The organism is Janthinobacterium sp. CG_23.4, from assembly GCF_029892305.1.
Lineage (GTDB): Bacteria > Pseudomonadota > Gammaproteobacteria > Burkholderiales > Burkholderiaceae_D > Janthinobacterium > Janthinobacterium lividum_D.
Map to the genome: position 1 here is coordinate 1259215 of NZ_JARXUX010000001.1, position 19526 is coordinate 1278740.

General features: G+C 63.3%; 17 protein-coding genes. 8 read left to right on the top strand and 9 right to left on the bottom strand.

The window, feature by feature from the left end:
- Positions 1-66 precede the first annotated feature (66 nt).
- The 5 genes from argF to H4V96_RS05580 all read right to left on the bottom strand — a co-directional run bounded on the left by argF (position 67) and on the right by H4V96_RS05580 (position 6885).
- Positions 67-987, bottom strand: coding sequence for an ornithine carbamoyltransferase (gene argF, locus H4V96_RS05560; protein WP_070346529.1), 921 nt, complete (start codon positions 985-987; stop codon positions 67-69).
- Positions 988-1273: 286 nt separating this feature from the next.
- Positions 1274-4129 carry a GAF domain-containing sensor histidine kinase gene (locus tag H4V96_RS05565; protein ID WP_280720749.1) on the bottom strand — a complete coding sequence of 952 codons (2856 nt, stop codon included), beginning with the start codon at positions 4127-4129 and terminating at the stop codon, positions 1274-1276.
- Positions 4130-4340: 211 nt separating this feature from the next.
- The gene (rsgA, locus tag H4V96_RS05570; RefSeq protein ID WP_196856153.1) at positions 4341-5246 is read right to left on the bottom strand and encodes a ribosome small subunit-dependent GTPase A; all 906 of its coding nucleotides are present in this window, start codon (positions 5244-5246) and stop codon (positions 4341-4343) included.
- Positions 5243-5608: a 4a-hydroxytetrahydrobiopterin dehydratase gene (locus tag H4V96_RS05575; RefSeq protein ID WP_010396067.1), complete on the bottom strand. Its 366-nt coding sequence runs from the start codon at positions 5606-5608 to the stop codon at positions 5243-5245. The genes rsgA and H4V96_RS05575 overlap by 4 nt, the downstream gene beginning before the upstream one ends.
- Positions 5605-6885 carry a M48 family metallopeptidase gene (locus tag H4V96_RS05580; RefSeq protein WP_010396069.1) on the bottom strand — a complete coding sequence of 427 codons (1281 nt, stop codon included), beginning with the start codon at positions 6883-6885 and terminating at the stop codon, positions 5605-5607. Before H4V96_RS05580 ends, H4V96_RS05575 begins: the two co-directional genes overlap by 4 nt.
- A gap of 56 nt (positions 6886-6941) precedes the next feature.
- Here H4V96_RS05580 and orn point away from each other — a divergent pair, with 56 nt between their 5' ends.
- Complete coding sequence (gene orn, locus H4V96_RS05585; RefSeq protein WP_029496240.1) at positions 6942-7550, top strand: oligoribonuclease; 609 nt, start codon at positions 6942-6944, stop codon at positions 7548-7550.
- Here the strand turns inward: orn and H4V96_RS05590 are convergent.
- On the bottom strand, positions 7540-7806 hold the full coding sequence (locus H4V96_RS05590) for a hypothetical protein (protein WP_196856151.1): 267 nt from the start codon (positions 7804-7806) through the stop codon (positions 7540-7542). The genes orn and H4V96_RS05590 overlap by 11 nt on opposite strands.
- Before the next feature lie 118 nt (positions 7807-7924).
- Positions 7925-8869 carry a transcriptional regulator GcvA gene (gene gcvA, locus H4V96_RS05595; RefSeq protein ID WP_196856150.1) on the bottom strand — a complete coding sequence of 315 codons (945 nt, stop codon included), beginning with the start codon at positions 8867-8869 and terminating at the stop codon, positions 7925-7927.
- 317 nt (positions 8870-9186) lie between these two features.
- Here gcvA and H4V96_RS05600 point away from each other — a divergent pair, with 317 nt between their 5' ends.
- The 5 genes from H4V96_RS05600 to H4V96_RS05620 all read left to right on the top strand — a co-directional run bounded on the left by H4V96_RS05600 (position 9187) and on the right by H4V96_RS05620 (position 14182).
- Complete coding sequence (locus H4V96_RS05600; protein ID WP_010396079.1) at positions 9187-10086, top strand: DMT family transporter; 900 nt, start codon at positions 9187-9189, stop codon at positions 10084-10086.
- Between the two features lie 214 nt (positions 10087-10300).
- Positions 10301-11407, top strand: a complete 1107-nt coding sequence (locus tag H4V96_RS05605) for a ChuX/HutX family heme-like substrate-binding protein (protein ID WP_334686021.1) — start codon at positions 10301-10303, stop codon at positions 11405-11407.
- Entirely contained in the window at positions 11395-12333 is a 939-nt protein-coding gene (locus tag H4V96_RS05610; protein WP_196856149.1) for an ABC transporter substrate-binding protein, read from the top strand. Before H4V96_RS05605 ends, H4V96_RS05610 begins: the two co-directional genes overlap by 13 nt.
- Entirely contained in the window at positions 12330-13382 is a 1053-nt protein-coding gene (locus H4V96_RS05615; protein WP_196856148.1) for an iron ABC transporter permease, read from the top strand. The genes H4V96_RS05610 and H4V96_RS05615 overlap by 4 nt, the downstream gene beginning before the upstream one ends.
- A gap of 11 nt (positions 13383-13393) precedes the next feature.
- On the top strand, positions 13394-14182 hold the full coding sequence (locus H4V96_RS05620; protein WP_280720750.1) for an ATP-binding cassette domain-containing protein: 789 nt from the start codon (positions 13394-13396) through the stop codon (positions 14180-14182).
- Positions 14183-14263: 81 nt separating this feature from the next.
- On the opposite strand, the gene H4V96_RS05625 is transcribed toward H4V96_RS05620, so the two are convergent.
- Positions 14264-14962, bottom strand: coding sequence for a UPF0149 family protein (locus H4V96_RS05625; protein ID WP_196856146.1), 699 nt, complete (start codon positions 14960-14962; stop codon positions 14264-14266).
- 103 nt (positions 14963-15065) lie between these two features.
- On the opposite strand from H4V96_RS05625, the gene H4V96_RS05630 reads away from it, so the two are divergent.
- The gene (locus tag H4V96_RS05630) at positions 15066-16079 is read left to right on the top strand and encodes a serine/threonine protein kinase (RefSeq protein ID WP_196856145.1); all 1014 of its coding nucleotides are present in this window, start codon (positions 15066-15068) and stop codon (positions 16077-16079) included.
- 125 nt (positions 16080-16204) lie between these two features.
- Entirely contained in the window at positions 16205-18679 is a 2475-nt protein-coding gene (locus H4V96_RS05635; RefSeq protein ID WP_196856144.1) for a hypothetical protein, read from the top strand.
- A 234-nt stretch (positions 18680-18913) separates the two neighbouring features.
- On the opposite strand, the gene H4V96_RS05640 is transcribed toward H4V96_RS05635, so the two are convergent.
- A complete protein-coding gene (locus tag H4V96_RS05640) occupies positions 18914-19288 on the bottom strand; it encodes a hypothetical protein (RefSeq protein ID WP_010396093.1) in 375 nt (124 codons plus the stop codon).
- Positions 19289-19526: the final 238 nt, after the last annotated feature.

Genomic DNA, 19526 nt, shown 5'->3' on the forward strand with positions numbered 1-19526 from the left:
ATTGCTTCCAGTTGTCGTTGTCGATGTAGGTATTGCGATGCTGCCAGAGTATAAGCACCTGGCCAATTAGCTGATTTTACCCAGTAACAGGTACTCGATCAGCGCTTTTTGCACGTGCAGGCGGTTTTCTGCCTCTTCCCACACCACCGATTGCGGGCCGTCGATCACTTCGGCGGCCACTTCCTCGCCGCGGTGAGCAGGCAGGCAGTGCATGAACAGGGCGTCGGGCGCGGCGCGGGCCATCTTCGCGCCATCGACGATCCAGCCATCGAAAGCGGCGATGCGGGCCGCGTTTTCCGCTTCGTAGCCCATGCTGGTCCACACGTCCGTGTTGACCAGGTGCGCGCCCTCGCAGGCATCAAGCGGGTTGGCGAAGAAGCTGTAGCGCTCGGTTTTGACCTGCGACAGGTCGATGTCGTAGCCTTTTGGCGTCGACACGTTGACGTGGAAGCCGAACACTTCGGCCGCCTGCAGCCACGAGTACAGCATGTTATTGGCATCGCCGATCCAGGCGACGATCTTGCCGGCGATCGAGCCGCGGTGTTCGATGTAGGTGAAGATGTCGGCAAACACCTGGCACGGATGGTGTTCATTGGTCAGGCCATTGATCACCGGCACGCGCGAGTTGGCGGCGAAACGCTCGATGATCTCCTGGCCAAACGTGCGCACCATGATGATGTCGCACATGCGCGACATGACCTGGCCCGCGTCTTCCACCGGCTCGCCGCGGCCCAGCTGGGAGTCGCGCGTGTTCAGATAAATGGCGGCGCCGCCCAGCTGGTGCATGCCGGCTTCGAACGACAGACGCGTGCGGGTGGAGTTCTTTTCAAAGACCATCACCAGGGTGCGGTCGATCAGTGGATGGTAGATTTCATAATTCTTGAACTTGCGCTTGATCAGATGGGCGCGTTCGATCACATATTCGTACTCTTCTAATGTGAAATCGGAGAACTGGAGGTAATGCTTGATCGGTTTTTTTGTCGACATAATGACCACTTGAAGATGCGCAGGCCGCCGGCGGCGTGCCTTTCCCGCCGGGTTGCATCAGCGTACTACATCTCGTCTGATGACTGCCTCGCCCGGCGCGCTGCTGTGTTGATCGGTGCCCGTGCCTGTTTGTCGCGCGGGTCGATGCGGTTTGCCAAGTTGAAAATAATGCAATGACAGGGACTTCAGCCGTTTAATTATAAGGGTTTTGCTTTTAGATTGGAAAGACTGACAGGACGGGTACCTGTGTAGACAAGTGCTTGCGTCCAGCCAGGGTATCGCCCTGTCAATAGATGTTGGCCGGGGTGGCCGCATTGATCTGCGGCGCCAGCAGGGGCAGGTCCAGCGTAAAGCGCGTGCCGGCGGGGCTGCTGGCCACCTCGATGGTACCGCCCAGCAGGGCCGTGACGATGTTGTAGCTGATCGACAAACCCAGGCCGCTGCCACCCTGGCCCAGCTTGGTAGTAAAGAAGGGGTCGAAGATGCGCGACAAATGCTGTTCGGCGATACCGCCGCCATTGTCGGCGAAGACGATCTGCACGTGTGCGCCATCGCGCGTGGCCGACAGGCGCATGCAGCCGGTGCTGCCGGCGCCATCGTTGGGTGCCGGGGCGAAGGCGTGCAGCAGGGCGTTGTTGATCAGATTGGTGATCACTTGGCCCAACGGACCCGGATAGCTGTCCATGGCGATGCCGAAATCGATGTCCGTTTCGATACGGTGGCCCGAGCTGCGGATGCGGTTCATGACGGTGGCGATGATTTCATTGCTCACTTGTTGCAAGTCAAACTGGCGCCGCTGTTCTGGGGTGCGGTCGACCGCTACCTGCTTGAAGCTATTGACCAGGTCGGCAGCGCTGTGCAGGCCGCGCATCACCAGCGCCGACGCCTTGCCGGCATCGTCGATGTAGGCGGCCAGGTCTGAGCGGCGCAGGCCGGGACCGTTCATCAGGCGCTCCACGTCTTGCGTCTTTTGCTGCATGGTGCTGGCGATCAATAAACTGTTGCCGATGGGGGTATTGAGTTCATGCGCCACGCCCGCCATCAAGGAACCCAGGGCGGCGAGTTTCTCCTGTGACACTAATTGTGCCTGGGCATCTTGCAGCTGCCGGTAGGCGCTGGCATTGTCGAGCGCGATGGCACCATACGCGCACAGGGTGCGGAAGATCAGCCGCTCGCGTTCGCCATACGCATGCGCATGGCAAGCCTGCACCGTCATGACGCCCAGGATGCGCTCGCCCACCATCAAGGGCACGTACAGCACGCTCTGGTTGTGCAGGGTGCCCGGGACGGTGTAGGCGTGACGCTTGGGCGGCACCTGGTCGATATACACTTCGCACCGTCCCAGCAGGCAGCGCACGGAGTAGGCGCGTGGATTGCTCATGGGAATGGCATTGTCGGGTAGGCGCTGGCCTGCTTCCATGCCGTGCGCGCGGCGTAACGCCATGCCCTCTGCATCGAGCATATAGACGGCGAAGGTGTTTACTGGCAGCAAGGCATGCACGTGGCGATCGAGCACCTGGAATACGGCGCTGGCATCGAGGTGGGTGGTGATTTCCTGGCCGATGGCCGACAGCCGCTCCAGCGTGTCGCTGGTCTGTTGCAATACTTCGGTACGGCGTGCTTCGGAGGTGGCTAGTTCGCGGTGATGATAGCCTTCCGAACGCGCATGTTCGGTCTGGCGGTAGACCTGCATGGCGGCGGCACGGTTGCTGGCCTGCTGCGTGTGGCTTTTTTCGCGCGCCTCGCCCGCATCGAGGGCGATATCGTAGGCGCGCGCATAGTCGCCCGCATGCGCATATTCGCGCGCCAGCGCATCGAGCAGTTCAGCGGGTGGTGAATAGCCGTCGATGCCGGCCGCTACCTGCAGCGCCTGATGCAGGTAGTGCAGGGCCGGATTGTATTCCAGCATGCCTGCTGGCGCTGGCAGCTCGTGGCGTGCATGCAGCATGGACAAGACGCGCAGCGCTGCCACCTGGTGCATGGCGTCGCCCTGCTCGGTGGCCAGCTGGCGCGCCCGCTGTGCCGCCTGCAGTGCCTCGTCCGGGCGGTCCAGATAGGAGAGCGCGTGGGCGCTGCCGCGCTGGGCCATGCTGCGAAAATCGGCTTGTCCCAGTGCTTCGGCGCGCTGCGCCAGGCGCATGAAAGCGTCGAGCGCCGTGTCGTAGTCGCCTTTGTCCAAGCTCAGCTCGCCCAAGTGGAACAGCGCGTTGGCATACGTGCGCGCGCCCGCCAGGGGGGCCAGCGTGTGTAGTGCTTCGCGCAACAAGCCTTCGGCTGTGGCCAGGCGTCCCAGTTTGCGCATGGCTTCGGCCGTATGCGTCTGGCAGGCGCCGATGCTGCGCGGCCAGCCGGTGGGGTGCGCCATGTCCTGCGCGCATTGCATCCATTCGAGGGCCGATGCATTGTCGTTGAGGCTGGCGAAGCAGTCGCCGATATTGATGGCGGCCGTGATGGCGTCACGCAGTTGGCCGCTTTCCAGCGCCGCTTCATAGCTTTGCATGTAGTGGCCGGCGGCCGTCCCCAGGTCGCGCGACGCGTGCGCCAGCAAGCCGCGGAAGTCATGCACCCAGGTGGCCAGCGGCGCTGGCAGCTTGCCGCTGGCGCTGTCGGCCTGGAAGTGTTTGCCCCAGCGCGCCTGGGCGGCCGGCGCATCGCGCAAGACAGCCCAGCGCGCCATGGCCGCGTCGGCCAGGCTGGCGCGCATCGCATCGCCAGCGCTGCGCGCTTGCTGCGCCGCGGCCAGCAGCTCGGCATCGCAGCGCGCATGGTCGCCGCGGTCGACGGCAATTGAAGATAGCAGCCAGTGGGCGTCGGCGCAGCCGGCGGCGTCGCCGTGCGCGCACAGGATGGCGCGCGCCGCCAGGGCCATGCTTGCGGCTGCATCGAGCGAACCTTGTAACCACGTCACTTCCGCCCGCACCAGTTGCAGGCGTGCCTGCGCGATGGCCAATGCCGGTGCCGGCAGCTTTGCCAGCGGCAGCCAGCCTTCTGCTTCGGCCGCGTAGTGTTGCGCCTGGGCACAGTTGCGCTGGCGTAAATGCCAGGCCAGCAGCATCAGCAAAGGCAGGCGCTCTACAGCGCGTAGCGGCCGCAGGGTGTCTTCCCACTCTGCAATCTCATGTTCGAGTGCGAACATTTCCATTCGAAATCTCCCGCAAGTCGATGGTGCTGGCCCACGGCCAGTGACACCTTATTGGATCGCATTGTAAGCTGCATCCGGATGTTTGTTGAGCCGCATGGAGAGTATTTTCTACACTCTCCGGCCGCGCTTCCGGTGATTTCTTACCGGGCGTGAAGTAGCCGATAGCCACCCACTTGCTGGCACCCACTTGCTGGCGCAGCAACAGAACAGATCAATACAGCGTCTGCGCCGATTCGTGCAGCAGTTGGCCATACAGGGTGTGGCGCATCTTGGCGATCTTGCCGTCAGATAATGCTTGCAGGATGGCGCACTGCGGCTCGATCAGGTGGCGGCAGTTGTAGAACTTGCAGCTACCCAAGTAGGGCTGGAATTCGCGGAAGGCGCGCTCGAGCATACCCTCGGACAAGTGGTACAGGCCGAATTCCTGGAAGCCGGGAGAATCGATGATGGAGCTGTTCGCGCCCAGTACGTCGAGCTTGTACAGGCGCGTAAAGGTCGTCGTGTGCTTGCCCGTATCGAGCGCGGCCGAGATTTCGCGCACGGCGATGTCGGCGTCCGGCACCAGCAGGTTGATCAGCGACGACTTGCCCATGCCCGACTGGCCGATCAGGATCGACGACTGGCCAGCGAGCAGCGGCGCCAGGGTGGCCACGGCATGTTCCGGTTCGGCGCGCGCCGACACTTCATCGACGCGATAGCCCATCGAGGAATACGGCAGCAGGCGTTCGCGGGCGCGCTCCAGAGAAGCGGTCACGTCTGTTTTATTGAGGATGATGCGCGCCTCGATGCCGGCCGCGTCGGCCGCTACCAGCGAGCGCGAAATCAGATCGTCGGCAAAGCCCGGTTCTGTCGCCACGACGATAAACAGCTGCGTCAAATTGGCGGCCAGCAGCTTCGATTTGTACTGGTCCGAGCGGTACAGCAGCGTCTTGCGTTCCTCGATGCGGTCGATGACGGCCTGGTCGTTGGAGGTGCGCGTCAGGTGGACGATATCGCCCACTGCCACATTGGTCTTTTTGCCGCGCGTCACGCATTGCAGCTTGGCGCCGTCCACGTCGGCCAGGTAATGGCGGCCGTGGGCGGCGATGATGACGCCCGTCAACTTGCCTTCACTCATGGAGCCACCTGGCTGCTCTGGTAGATCAGATCGGCCTTGGCGGCGCAGATGAAGTCGTTTTCGGACAGGCCGCCGGCGCCCTGGTTGACCGAGTGCGTATCGAAGCGCACGGCGCAGGTTTTGTAAGTAATGATGAGCTCCGGATGGTGGTCTTGCGTATGGATCATATAAGCGAGGGCGTTCATGAACGCCAGGGTCTGGTAGTAATTCTTGAAGCCGAAGTCGCGGCACAGCTTGCCATTTTGCAGCGTCCATTGGGGCAGCAGTGCAAGCAGGGTGGCGCTGTCGGTGTCGCCCAGCGCTTGTTGGCGCGGTGCGCACGACAGTTGAGCCAGGTCTTGCGTAGTCATTGGCGTATTCATGTGGTGGCCCCTTTCAGGTGGCGGATGCGCACGCTGGCCGGCGGATGCGAGTCGTAGAAGGCCGAGTGCAGTGGGTCGGGCGTCAGGGTCGACGCATTGTCTTCATACATTTTTACCAGCGCCGTAACGAGGTCGTCGGCTTGCGTGTGCTTGGCGGCAAAGGCGTCGGCTTCGAATTCATGCTTGCGCGAGCTGAGCGAGGTCAACGGTCCCAGCAGGAAAGTGAAGACGGGCAAGGCCAGCATGAACAGCAGCAGCGCCAGCGCGTCCGTCGGCTGGCCCGTCAGTGCGAGGGCGACGGGATCGATGCCCAGGCCCGCGTAAAACCACGGCTGCGTCTTCAGCAAGCCCAGCAGCGCCAAAAAGCCCAGCGAGATGACGAACATCATGGCGATGCGCTTGACGATGTGCTTGAGCTTGAAATGCCCGAGCTCATGCGCCAGCACGGCTTCGATTTCCTGCGGCGCCAGGCGCGACAGCAGGGTGTCGAAGAAGACGATGCGCTTGTTGGCGCCAAAGCCCGAGAAATACGCATTGCCGTGGGCGCTGCGCTTCGAGCCGTCCATCACGAACAAGCCTTTCGAGGCGAAACCCACGCGCTGCATCAAGCCTTCGATGCGGCTTTTCAAGGATTCGTCGGCCAGCGGCGTGAATTTGTTGAACAGGGGAGCGATGACGGTCGGAAACAGCACCATCATCAGCAACTGGAAGCCGCTCCAGACGAACCACGCGTACAGCCACCACAGGTCGCCCGACCTGGCCATCAGGGTCAGCACGACCCAGATCAGCGGCAGGCCGATGGCCGCGCCCAGGCCCACGCCCTTGAGCATGTCGGTGAAGAACAGCTTGCGTGCCATGGTGTTGAAGCCGAAACGTTGTTCCAGCACGAATTGGCGGTAGTAATCGAAAGGCAGGTCGATCAAGCCGGAAATGCCGGCAAAGGCGGCGATCAGGCCGATCTGGTACAGCATGGGCGAACCCGCTCCCATCCACGCATTCAATGACAGCGCCAGCCACTGCAAGCCGCCCAGCAAGGTGAAACCGATCAGCACGGCGTAGTTGACCAGCAGGGTCAGCAAGCCGAACTTGGTCTTCGCCACCGTGTAGTCGGCCGCCTTCTGATGCGCGGCCAGCGGGATCTTTTGCGCGAATTCGGGCGGCACCGCGGCGCGGTGGGCCAGCACGTGGCGAATCTGCCGCGAAGCGAGCCAGAAGCGCACGGCCAGGGTCAAAACGAGGACGGAGACAAACAAAATCGAAAACGCGAGTGAATACATTCTGTGCCTGTGAGAAAATGGCTGATTATTTAGTTTGATTAGATCAAGAGAGAATTATGTCACAAGCGACCGACTTAACTGCCCCCACCTCTGCATCCACCCCAGCACCGGCGGTGCCGGCACGTCCAAACGAGATGAACCTGGTCTGGGTCGACATGGAAATGACGGGCCTGGAGCCCGATACCGACCGCATCATCGAAGTGGCGGTGGTGGTGACGGACATGCACTTGAACCTGCTGGCAGAAGGTCCCGTGTTCGTCATCCATCAATCGGATGAAACCCTGAACAAGATGGATGCCTGGAACAAGGGCACGCATGGCCGCTCGGGCCTGATCGACAAGGTCAAGGCGTCGACCGTGACGGAGGCGCAGGCGGAAGCGGAATTGATCGCCTTCCTGAAAAAATACGTGCCAGCAGGTAAGTCGCCCATGTGCGGCAACACCATCGGCCAGGACCGCCGCTTCATGGTGCGCGGCATGCCGAAGCTGGAAGCGTTCTTCCACTATCGCAATGTTGATGTATCGACATTTAAAGAGCTGTGCAAGCGCTGGAAGCCCGAAATCGCCACCGGTTTCAAGAAGCACCAGAAGCACACGGCGCTGGCCGATATCCTGGAATCGATCGAAGAGCTGAAATACTACCGCGAACACTTTATTAAACTGTAATGGTGTTGTCGGCTTGGCGCCCTGGCGCGTAAGCCGACACATCCGCCGCCTCAAAGGCAAGGCTGCGCCAAGCGCCATCTTCATCTTGCCACTTCAGCGCAAACGCTCCCGTTTGCCGTAAAGCCGTGGTCCAGCGCACTTCGCCAGGCTGGCGGAAATAGTCCGAGCACTGCTCGAACGGCTGGCCCAGCCGGCACAGCACCAATCCCTCGCCCGCCACGGCGCACCACTGTTCATCGGCATCGATCAAGGCCACGGCCGGGTCACCATAGAATTGCCCAGGCTGGCTTGCCTGTCATCGGCCGCCGTCACCGTGGCTTGTTCATATTCATGCTGGACGCGATATGTGGCGCTGCGCCCCAGTTCCCTGTGCGTCATGCTGTCTGCACGCTGGGCCAGACGGTTTCCTGGTCGGCGCGCGCCTCGGCGATCAGCCATTCGCAGAAGGCATGCACGAGCGGGCGTGTTTCCGCCTGCGGCGAGCGCAGCAAATAGTAGCAGTGGGGGCCACGCACGGCGTGTTCGAACACGCGCACCAGGCGGCCCGAGCGCAGGTCGTCGCCGATCAGGGGGCTGGCGGCAATGGCCACGCCCTGGCCGCTGGCGGCCGCGTCCAGGCATAAATACGTGTGCGAAAAGCGCGCGCCGCTGTTGCCGCTATTGCCGCTGTAATGCACGCCGCAGCTGTGCAGCCAGCGCGTCCAGTCGATTTCGCCGGGCAGGTGTACTTCCGGCTCATCGTGCAGCAGCGGGTAGCGCAGCAGGTCTGCGCTCTGGCGCAGGCTGGTGGCGTTGGCGCGAAAGCCTGGGCTACAGACGGCGGAAAACCATTCTTCCATGAGTAAATCGACCTTCAGGCCCGGATAGCGACCCGGTCCCAGGCGGATGGCGACGTCGACGCCGTCGCGCGCCAGGTCGACCGGATGCATCGACGCCAGCACGCGCAGTTCGATTTGCGGATAGCGGTCGCGCAGCCGGCCCAGGCGCGGCATCAGCCAGCGCGAGACGAGCGAGCTGGTGGCCGTCACCGTCACCACCTTGTCATCGCCCTGGCGCCGCGCTTGCTCCGATACATCAGCCAGTTGCTTGAGGATGGGGCCCAGTGACGCCGCATAGCGCTGGCCGGCGCTGGTGAGCACCACGCCGCGTGGCAGGCGCTGGAACAGCACCACGCCTAGCCACGCTTCGAGTTGTTTCACGTGATGGCCGATGGCGCCGGCCGAGACGTGCAATTCTTCGCCCGCGCGCTGGAAGCCTTCATGGCGGGCGGCCGCCTCGAAGGCGTGCAGGGCGGCGAGGGGCGGCAAGGAACGTGACATAGCACTCTTCAAGAGAATTGAGCCTCAATAATATTTGGCCTATCCGTGAAGAATATTGGTTTGTTTCATTTCGCGCAAGGGAATATGATGCCGTCACTGCGTGAAGTGACCCGCAATATGATTCACGCATGCATTTCACGTACGCATCACCTTCCAGCCTTGCTTGGCATTAATATTTACAACGCCTGGGAAAACCGTCGCGAGCTGCAGTGATTTGTGGCCGAGAAGCGCAACCGTACTTCAGTACGGTGAGCATCGCCGGCCGCAAAGCGCGACGCGCAGCAGGTTTACCCTGGCGTACTCAAAGAGGTTTAGTCATGTCTGATCGCCGCGCTGTTGCGCTGGTGTTGCTGTCGGCTGCCGGTTTCGGCAGCTCCGCAGTGTTTGCCAAGGCGGCATATGCGTCCGGGGTCAACCCGTCGAGCATGCTGGCCTTGCGTTTCGTTATTGCCGCCATGCTGTTGCTGCCGCTGGTCTGGCTGGGCGGCTGGCGCTTGCCGCGCGGCCGCTTGCTGGTCGGCTACATGCTGATGGGGCTCATGTACACGGTCCAGTCGCAAGGTTACTTCAATGCCCTGCTGTATGCCAGCAGTGGCCTGTGCGGCATGTTGCTGTATGTCTATCCCGTGCTGGTGACCATTCTTGCGCTGGCGCTGGGCTGGGAAAAGCTGGACCGGCGCATGCTGGTACTGATGGCGCTGGCCATTGCGGGCATGGCCATCACCCTGGGCGGCAAGCTGCAGGGTCAACCTATCGGCATTGCCCTTGCATTGATGGCCGCCGGCGTGTACGCCGTGTACATCCTGGTTGGCAATAGCCTGTCGAAAAGCCGCGACAATATTCACCCATTGGCCGCCTGTGTGGTGATCCTCGGTACGGCTGGGCTGTCGAATACTGCGATTGCCATGTGGCAAGGTGTTTCTTTGCCAGGCACGGCAACGGGTTGGCTGGCAGTCAGCGCCATCGCCCTGTTCTCGACGGCGATCGCGATAGCTGCATTTTTTGCCGGCGTGGCGCAGATCGGTGCCGCCAAGGCATCCATCATTTCCACGTTTGAACCCGTCATCACGATGGCGTTCGGCGTGACCTTGCTGAAGGAATCGGTCAGCGGCACGCAGTTGCTGGGCGGTGCCATGGTGCTGGCCGCCGTGGTCCTGCTGGCGCAGCGTCCCGCACCCAAGACGGCGGCCATGCCGGCTGCGCAGGCGAGCGCTTGAGTCTGCTGATCCTGTTTTCTTGAACTGATCGGCTGTATCGATCGGTCTCCTTTGGCGCCGCGACGGGTTTCCTGTCGCGGCGCTTTTTTTTGCGCGCAAATGTTGCGTACAAATAAGTCTTGATTGCGAATGATTCTCATTTATAATTGACGTCAAGATTCCCCCATCACCAGCCAGCCGATGCCAGCCAGTGTTCGCCTTGAAAGGAGACGCCGTGTTGAGTACCTTCCCCATTTGCAATACCGAGCTGCTTGCCAGCGAGTTTGCCCGCTTGCGCCGCGAGAAAAAAGCCCGCCAGCGTGACATCGCCGAAGAACTGGGCATTTCTGAAGGCGAACTGATTGCCGCGCACGCAGGGCTGTCGCTGGCCGATGGCGCCTTGCTGGGCGCCGAGCGCCTGCAGGCACACTGGCCTGCCATCATCGCCGCCCTGGAGCCGCTGGGCGAAGTCATGGCGCTGACGCGCAACGCTTCCTGCGTGCATGAAAAAACCGGCGTCTACCGCAAGGCCAGTCACAACAACCATGTGGGCCTGGTGCTGGGCGGCGAGATCGACCTGCGCGTGTTTTACCGTCACTGGACGCATGGCTTTGCCGTGCGCGAGGCAAGCGAAAAAGGCGGCGAAGCAGAAATGCAGCGCAGCCTGCAATTTTTTGATGCCGCCGGCCATGCCGTGCACAAGATTTTTCTGCGCTCGGAAAGCGACCTGGCGGCCTATGACGCCCTGGTGGCGCGCTTTGCCGACGTCGACCAGGCGGCCGGCATCGTCGTGACGCCGCCACCGCCGGCGCCGCTGGAATTGCCCGACGCGCAGGTCGATGTGGCCGGTTTTCGCGCCGCCTGGGCCGATTTGCGCGACACGCATGAGTTTTTCACCCTGCTGAAAAAGTATTCGGTTTCGCGCCTGCAGGGCCTGCGCCTTGCCGAAGCGCGCTTCGTGCAGCCGTTGGACAAATCCTGCGTGCTCGACCTGCTCAACGAGGCCGCCCGTGAAAAGGTCGCCATCATGGCCTTCGTCGGCAATGCGGGCATGCTCCAGATTCATTCGGGGCCTGTGCACAAGGTCGCCGTGATGGGGCCGTGGATCAATGTCCTCGACACGCGCTTCAGCCTGCATTTGCGCGAAGACCATATCGCCAGCGCCTGGGTGGTCAGAAAGCCCACCGTCGATGGCCTGGTGACATCCGTGGAGCTGTTCGACGCCAAGGGCGAGAGCATCGTCATGTTCTTTGGCGAACGCAAGCCAGGGGTACATGAATTGTGCGAATGGCGCCACATCGTCGAGCGCGTCGTGCAGGAGGACGAATTATGCGCCGCATGATCGCCGCCAGCGTGGCGCGCCGCATCGCGCTGAAAAAAATGGGGGCAGGGGCGTTGGCGCTGGCCGCGCCGATGCAGGTGCTGGCCGCCGTCAGCAACGCCGGCAAGCCGCTGCTCAAAGCGCGGCGCATCGTCAGCGTGGGCGGGGCCCTGACGGAAATCGTCTATGCGCTCGGGGCGCAGGGCGAACTGGTGGGCGTCGATACCACCTCGCTGTATCCGGCCGTGGCGCAGCAGTTGCCGCAGGTCGGCTATGCGCGCACCCTGTCGGCAGAAGGCGTGCTGTCGCTAGCCCCCACGCAGCTGATCGCCACCGAGGAAGCGGGGCCGCAAACGGTGCTGCGCCAGGTGCGCGACGCGGGCGTGACGATGACGGTACTGAACGCCAACAACAAATTTGAAGGCTTGCTCGAACGCGTGAAACAGGTGGGGCAGATCACGGGACGTGCCGATCCCGCCGCACGCCTGGTACAAACGTTGCAGCAGCAGTGGAACGGCGCCCTGGCCAAAGTGCGCCAGCGTAGCCAATCACCGGTACAATCAGCCGTGCGCGTGCTGTTCATCCTCGCCCATGCGCCCAACCAGGTGATGGTGGGCGGACGCGAGACAGGTGCCGACGCCATGCTCGCGTATGCGGGTGCCATCAACGTGATGGGCGGCCAGGGTGGATTCGCCGGCTACAAGCCGCTCACGCCAGAAGCCGTGATCGCCGCGCGGCCCGACATCGTGCTGGTCACCGAGCAGGGCTTGAAGGCTTCTGGCGGCGTGGACGGTATCCTCACATTACCGGGCCTGGCGCAGACGCCGGCCGGGCGCAAGCAGCGCATCGTCTCGCAGGAAGCCATGCTGCTGCTGGGCTTTGGCCCGCGCATGCCGCAGGCGCTGACCGAGCTCGATGCCGCCTTCGCCAAAGCCATGGCGGCATGAACCTGCGCACGATGACGGCGCCAGCGTCCTGGCGTTTGCCACACTGGGGCGCTGCTGGAGTGCTGCTGGCTGCACTGGCTTGCGGCTTGCTCATCGCCGTACAGGCGGGCGCCGTACCGGTGGCGCTGGCCGACTGGCTGGCGCCGTGGCAAGCTGGCGACCAGTCACTGTCGGGCGGCGCGTATGTGCTGTGGCATATTCGCTTGCCGCGCGCCTTGTTCGCCATCCTGATCGGCGCCGCGCTGGCGCTGGCCGGCGGCTTGACGCAAGGACTGTTTCGCAATCCGCTGGCCGACCCGGGGCTGCTCGGCGTGAGCAGTGGCGCCGCCTGCGCTGGCGCGGCCACCATCGTCTTTGCCGCCAGCCTGCACATAGCGCCCGAGTTGCGCGTGTGGCTGCTGCCGGGAGCCGCGTTTGCCGGCGCCATGCTCATTTGCGTGTTGCTCGACAGAGTCGCCCGCTGGGCCACGCCGGGCTCCATCGTCGGCCTGCTGCTGACGGGGGTGGCGTTGAACGCTATCACGGTGGCCATCATGGGTCTGTGCATCTACCTGGCCAGCGACGATCAATTGCGCACTCTCACTTTCTGGACCCTCGGCTCGCTATCGGCCGGCAGCTGGCAACAGGTGGCGGCCCTGCTGCTGGTACTGGCGGGCGCGCTGTGGGCCACGCGTTTCCTGCTGCGCTCCTTGAACGCGCTGGCGCTGGGCGAGGCGCAGGCGCTGCACGTGGGCATCGACGTGGGCCGGTTGCGTACGCAAGTGATCGTGCTGGTGGCCGTGTTGACGGGCTTTGCCGTCGCCTGGTGCGGCGGCATCGGTTTCATCGGCCTGATCGCGCCGCATCTGGTACGCACCTGGCTGGGGGCCGACCAGCGCCGCGTGCTGCCGCTGGGGATGCTGATGGGCGCCTTGCTGCTGCTGTTGGCCGACACGCTGGCGCGCACCGTGGCCATTCCCGCAGAAGTCCCGGTCGGCATATTCACCGCCTTGCTGGGCGGGCCTTTCTTTTTGATGCTGTTGCGGCGCTTCCGCCACGGCACTGCCTAGGAGCGATACGCATGACGCCCTTACTTGAGCTGAGCTTCGCCACCACGCAACTGGGCCAGCAGTATTTCGGCCCCTTCAACGTGCGGGTAGCGCCTGGCGAGCGCATCGCCATTCTCGGCCCCAGCGGCGCGGGCAAGTCGACCCTGCTCAAACTGATGGCAAACGAACTGCATCCGCAGGCGGGCACGGTGGTGTTCGCAGGGCGGCCGCTGGCGCAGTGGCCGCTGGCTGAGCTGGCACGGCGCCGCGCCGTCCTGCCGCAAGGTTCGAACGTGGCCTTCGGGCTGCAGTGCGCGCTGGTGATTGGCTTGGGACGCGTGGCGCGCCTGGTCGACCCGCAACTGGGGCGTATCGTGCAGGACGCGGCCGCCCTCGCGCACGCCGCGCATCTGCTGCAGCGCCGCCTCGATACCTTGTCCGGCGGCGAACAGGCCAGGGTGCAGTTGGCGCGCATCTTTGCGCAGATGTGGGATGTGGAAAACGGCTTGATACTCGTCGACGAACCGCTGGCAGCGCTCGATCCCGGCCTGCAGTTCGATCTGCTCGATAGCCTGCAGCAGTTTTGCGCCGCACGCGGCCACGCCGTCATCGCCATCGTGCACGACATCAATCATGCTTTGCTGGGTTTCGAGCGGCTGCTGCTGGTGCGCTCCGGCCAGCTACTGGCCGATATTGCCAGCGACGCCGGCGCCGTGCCCGCGCTGTCCGCGCTATATGGCATTGCCCTGAGGACGGCGAGCAACAGCGATGGCGACGTCTGCGTCATCCCAGCCAGAAGCGTGGCGCGCAGGGCCGCCTGAATCATTTGCTACACGTCCGCCTCGACTGACGCCGGGCCCCGACAAGGGGCGGCCGGCATCAGGGGCAGGGGCGTGGCAGTGTTACTCGGCTGCCGGCTCGGCGCCGCAGCATTTCTTGAACTTCTTGCCGCTACTGCATGGGCAGTCGTCGTTGCGGCCCACTTTCGGCTCTTCGCGCTTCATGGTTTGCACCGGTGCCTTGCGGCGCGGTACCCAGAAACGGTGGATGGCTGGCAGGTTCGCTTCCAGCTCCTGCGCCAGCTTGTGCGCCTTGACCGGGTCTTCCACCAGTTTCAGCTCTTCTTCCTTGATTTCGTCGGCGCCCAGCAAATAGATCGGCTGCATCAGCTCGGCTACTTCGGACTCCCAGATTTCATTCCACGCGCCAGGACGCAATTCCATGCCGTCCCAGAAGCCCCAGCACCAGGCTTCGGCGTCGATCAGGGTCTGGCCTTCGTAGTCGTGCTCGACGAACAGGGCTTCGAATTCCTTCGGCGCCACTTCAAACGTCACCAGCACTTCGTTCATGAAGCGCATGATCAGGTTGACGATGCGTTCTTCTTCCTTGCTGTTCTTGAATTTCGGTGCATCTTCGGCATCTTCGCCCCAGACGCGCGGCAACCACTCTGCCGGCATGATCGGTTCCGGGCCGATGGCGACGGCCGTCAGATAGCCGTGCAGCATATCCATGGTCATCGCGTCCTCGGAGCAGCGCTCCGACAACAGGAATTGGTCTAATTCGTCGAATTCTTTTTCTGATAATGGCTGTTCGAGTTGCATGGCTTGCTCTTTGATTGAATGTAAGGCGCTAGTATACGCTTAGCTGGGCTTCGTCACAGAAGTGTTTGTGCCGGCGGCCCGCGCGCGCCGTACAATGTCGCTTATGCACAATGAAAATCAGCCGCACGAGGACGACCGGCCCGTCCATCCCTTTTCCGCCCTGAGCCCCGATTGCGTGCTTGACGCACTCGATAGCGTGGGGTTGCGCGGTGATGGTCGCCTGCTGGCCCTCAATAGCTATGAAAACCGCGTCTACCAGGTGGGTATCGAAGACAGCGCGCCCCTGGTGGCCAAGTTTTACCGCCCCGAGCGCTGGAGCGATACTGCTATCCTGGAAGAGCACGCGTTCGTCTCCGAGCTGGTCGAACGTGAAATCCAGGTGGTGCCGGCGCTGGAGATCAATGGCAGCAGCCTGCACCAGTACCAGGGCTTCCGCTTTGCCGTCTTCCCCCGTCACGGCGGGCGCGCGCCAGAGCTGGATGATCCGGCGACGCTGGAATGGATAGGGCGCTTCATCGGCCGCATCCATGCCGTCGGCGCGCTGTCCACCTATCAGGAGCGACCGGCGCTCGATCACCAGACGTTTGGCGTCGAGCCGCGCGAATTCTTGCTGGAGGGTAATTTCCTGCCGCCTGAACTGGTGGCCGCCTATTCCAGCGTGGCGCAGCAGGCGCTCGATGGCGTCAAGCGCTGCTATGACCGCGCAGGTGACGTGGCCGTCCTGCGCACGCATGGCGACTGCCATGGCGGCAACGTGCTGTGGACAGACGCGGGCCCGCATTTCGTCGATTTCGACGACAGCCGCATGGGCCCGGCCATCCAGGACCTGTGGATGATGCTGTCGGGCGAGCGTGGCGAGATGGTGCGCCAGATGAGCGACATCCTGGCCGGTTACGAAGATTTTTGCGATTTCGACCCGCGCCAGCTGTACCTGGTCGAAGCGCTGCGCACCCTGCGCCTGATCCATTATTCGGCCTGGCTGGCGCGCCGCTGGGACGACCCCGCCTTCCCCGTCGCCTTCCCGTGGTTCAACACGCAGCGCTACTGGCAGGACAGGATATTGGAACTGAGGGAGCAAGTTGCCTTGATGGAGGAGGCGCCTTTGTGGCCGGTTTGACCTAAACGCGGGAAAAGGGCGGTAAACGCCCCTCTACTTGCCGCGCTGATTTGTGCATGCCTGCTCGATAATGGTGCTAACAAATTCCTATAAGCAATGGAATTCACCCGAATAAGCGAGAAATCATGCAAGCACAGCAAAATCAGCGTCAGGCCGCTTCCCTCACCGTCGCCTATGCGGCTGACGACGAGTTCGACCAGGGCAGCATGGTGTCGCTGCATGATTTCAAGGATTTGGAGCGCAAGACCGAGGCGCCGGCTGCATCTGCTGCATCGGTTTCTGCTCCTGCTCCTGCCACCCCTGCCACCCCTGCCACTCCTATGCTGCAGCCGCAGGCCGAGCCAACGGTGGAAGCCGATAGCAAGGCGCCTGCTGCGCAACGCCAGAAAATGGAATTGAAGGCCATCCACGAAGCGATTGCCCGCGTGGAAGCGGAAGCGAAGGCCACCTGCGCCGCCGAGAGCCGCGCGCTGGCCGAGGCGCGCGTGCGCTCGCTGGCCGAAGACCGCGCCGCCATCGACGCTGCCGCCGCCGCCGCCGCACAGCAAAATGCGCAGGCGGCCGAAGAAGCCATCGCCGCCAACCGTGAACGTCTCGATACCATGCGCGCCGCCGCGCAGGCCAGCGTAGCCCGTCTGGAAGCGGTCAAGCAGGAGACGGCCGAACTGCGCGCCCGCGTGGAGTCCGACAATGCCATCCGCCTGGCCGCTGAACAGCGTTCGCGCGTCGAGCAGGAAAGCCGCTTGCGCGCCAGCGAGCAAGTGGCCGTGCAGTCGGAGCTGGCCGAGCAGGCCGCCCGCGCCGCCGAAGAATTGCAAGTACAGACGGAGCAGGCGCGCCTGCAAGCGGTCGAGCGGGTCGCCGCCGTGCAGGCGGCCAAGGAAGAAATGGTAGGCATCGCTTCGGCCGACGCGCGCGTCGCCGTGCTGGCGCGTGAACGCGAGCGCCATGCGCATGGTGCGCGCCAGACCGCGCAGATGCTGGCCGAAGCGGAAAGCGAAGCGCTGGACTTGACGGTGCAACGCGAACGCGCCGACCAGATCGCGCTGGAATCGGCCTTCAACCGCGCCGCCGCCGAAGTGCGCGCGTTGGAAGAAGCGCGCGCGCTGGCGCACCTGGAACAGGAACGCGAAGCCATCGCGCTGGCGCAGGCGGAATCGGAACGCCATGCGGCGCAGTCGCTGCGTTTGCGCCTGCAAACGGAAAAGGAATTGCGCGACGCGGCCATCCACCGCGAGCGTTTGGAAATGGTTGCCGTGGCCAGCGCGCAGGCGCGCCGCGATGCCGACGTGCGCATCCTTGCCGCCACCGAAGCGCGCATCGAGGTGGACCGCCAGCTGCGCGCCGTGGCACTGGCCCGCGTGGCCGCCGAACAGGATGCTGAAATCGCCGGCCACGCCAAGCTGGAGGCGGAAACGGCGGCTCTTGAAGAAACCAAGGCCCGCGAAGCGGCCGAGCAGGCCGCCGCCGTGGCGGCAGCGCGCGAACTGGAAGAGCAGCAGCGTGCCGCCAGCCTGGCGCATGCACGCGCCGAACTGGCACGCCAGGCGTCGCAACTGGCCGCCAGCCAGAATGACGCCGAGCAGGCCGCGCTTGATGCAGGCACGGCGACATTGGCTGCGCAAGCGCAAGCGGCGCAACTGACGCAGGAAAAAGCGCAGCAGGCAGAGCAGCTGCTGCAAGCCGAGCAGCAGCGCCTGGCCGCCGAACAAGGCGCCCTGGCCGCCTTGAAACAGAAACTGGAAGCCGAAGCGCTGGCGTTCAACGCGGCGCAAGAACGCATCGCCGCCGAAGACGCGCAAGCGCAATTGTTGCGCGGCCAGCACGCGGCCGAACAGGCCTTGCGCGAAGCGACGGAAAAAGAAGCCAGTGCCCTGCGTATCCTGCGCGACCAGGCCTTGCTCGAAGGCGAGCAGAAAGCCGCTGCCGCGCAAGCCGTGCAGGCGCAGGCGCGCCTGGCCGTGGAACTGGGACAAGTGCATAGCGAACGCGCCCGCGTGGAAGAAGACAAGGCGCAAGCTGCCGATGCGTTACTGGCGTCGGAGCGCGATTTCGTCGCTGCCGAGCGTGAGTCGCTGGCCTTGATCGCGCAAAAGCTGGTGCAGCAACGTCAGACCAGCAGCGCCGAAGAGCGCGCCGCGCAAGCCATCGCCGGCCGCCTGGAAGCGGAAAAGCAGGCGACGGTGGCCGCTGAAACGCGCGCCACCCTGGAACAGCAAGCGCTCGATGCCATGCGTCGGCGCGAGCAGCTGGAACGGGTCGCGCAGCAGGCGGCCAGCGAGAAGCTCGCCGCGCAGCAAGCCTTGCTGGCCAGTGCCCAGGCCCATGCCACCCTGCAGCGCAAGGTTGCCGACACCACGCGCGCGATGGCGGCCGCCAAGCAGCAGTTGCTGGAACTCGATACGGCCCGCGCGCAGCAGCAAGAGCATGAGCTGGCGGCGCTGCGCGCCAGCCTGGAGCAACCGCAAACCGTCTTTTCCAGTTCCTTGAGCGCCGCCCGCGCGAAAGCCGAACAAGTCAGTTCGGCCAGCTTGACGCGCGAAGTGATCGAGCGTTTGACGCAGCCCAATGACGCCGGCGCCGTCTGGCGTTCGCGCTAGGCAAAATGCCGAAGCAAACCGACTGCGCGGCCTCTATTGCAGTATCGCGAGCGTCACTGCCGCTCGCGATACTGTTGTTCGATATGGGTATCTGAGCGTACGGACCTGCCGCGGCCCGTTTTTCTTGCTGGCAGTGACTTGCTGCTGGGAGGGGAAGGCAATGGCGCCGGCGCTAGTATCTAGTATCTATGATCTAGCATGGCTGGCCGGCGCGCTATTGCGGAAAGGGTGCTGTTACTGGCTCAGTGCTACTTTGTCGGCAAAATACTCGGTCTCGCCGAAGCATTGCGTCGGCACGCCCTTGTGCTGGCTGTAGGTGACGACGATGCGCTTGCCGGCAGCGGCCGACAGTTGCTTCGCCACTTCCTCGTCGCGCACGCTGAACTGGAATTTTTCAGGGATGGTGCCCGGCAGCGCCGTCAGCAGCAATTCACCTTCCCAGGTTTTGCAAATCCAGCCCCGTTTGGCGAACTTTTGCAGGTGGCCCGCCCGTTCGCCTTCCGAGTACGAGAAACTGAGGGCCGTCCAGGCGTAGGCGGCCAGCAGCAGGACGCCGGCCACGAGGAAGATGACGAAGGCGAAGGTGACTTTTTTGGTCGTAGGGGTCATGTTGACTTTTATCGTTAAATTGAAGAAAACCCGGGGTCAGACCCGAAGGCCGTTCAGTTAAGAGTTTTGGCCTGATTTATGAGCGCCAGTAAATTCGCCAAACCCAGAGGCAAAGAGCTGGTGGTCGGACCTTCAGGGTCCGACCCCAGTCCCAGTCCTTGTTCTTGGGCTAAAAATAGCATCACTAACACTAACTTAACGGCATTCGGGTCTGACCCCAGCCTTCCGCTAGTGGCGA

Excerpts from the sequence above, each read along its gene's own strand:
- argF (WP_070346529.1), bottom strand. The coding sequence starts at position 987 with ATGTCGACAAAAAAACCGATCAAGCATTACCTCCAGTTCTCCGATTTC.
- H4V96_RS05565 (WP_280720749.1), bottom strand. The coding sequence starts at position 4,129 with ATGGAAATGTTCGCACTCGAACATGAGATTGCAGAGTGGGAAGACACC.
- rsgA (WP_196856153.1), bottom strand. The coding sequence starts at position 5,246 with ATGAGTGAAGGCAAGTTGACGGGCGTCATCATCGCCGCCCACGGCCGC.
- H4V96_RS05575 (WP_010396067.1), bottom strand. The coding sequence starts at position 5,608 with ATGAATACGCCAATGACTACGCAAGACCTGGCTCAACTGTCGTGCGCA.
- H4V96_RS05580 (WP_010396069.1), bottom strand. The coding sequence starts at position 6,885 with ATGTATTCACTCGCGTTTTCGATTTTGTTTGTCTCCGTCCTCGTTTTG.
- orn (WP_029496240.1), top strand. The coding sequence starts at position 6,942 with ATGTCACAAGCGACCGACTTAACTGCCCCCACCTCTGCATCCACCCCA.
- gcvA (WP_196856150.1), bottom strand. The coding sequence starts at position 8,869 with ATGTCACGTTCCTTGCCGCCCCTCGCCGCCCTGCACGCCTTCGAGGCG.
- H4V96_RS05600 (WP_010396079.1), top strand. The coding sequence starts at position 9,187 with ATGTCTGATCGCCGCGCTGTTGCGCTGGTGTTGCTGTCGGCTGCCGGT.
- H4V96_RS05610 (WP_196856149.1), top strand. The coding sequence starts at position 11,395 with ATGCGCCGCATGATCGCCGCCAGCGTGGCGCGCCGCATCGCGCTGAAA.
- H4V96_RS05615 (WP_196856148.1), top strand. The coding sequence starts at position 12,330 with ATGAACCTGCGCACGATGACGGCGCCAGCGTCCTGGCGTTTGCCACAC.
- H4V96_RS05620 (WP_280720750.1), top strand. The coding sequence starts at position 13,394 with ATGACGCCCTTACTTGAGCTGAGCTTCGCCACCACGCAACTGGGCCAG.
- H4V96_RS05625 (WP_196856146.1), bottom strand. The coding sequence starts at position 14,962 with ATGCAACTCGAACAGCCATTATCAGAAAAAGAATTCGACGAATTAGAC.
- H4V96_RS05630 (WP_196856145.1), top strand. The coding sequence starts at position 15,066 with ATGCACAATGAAAATCAGCCGCACGAGGACGACCGGCCCGTCCATCCC.
- H4V96_RS05635 (WP_196856144.1), top strand. The coding sequence starts at position 16,205 with ATGCAAGCACAGCAAAATCAGCGTCAGGCCGCTTCCCTCACCGTCGCC.
- H4V96_RS05640 (WP_010396093.1), bottom strand. The coding sequence starts at position 19,288 with ATGACCCCTACGACCAAAAAAGTCACCTTCGCCTTCGTCATCTTCCTC.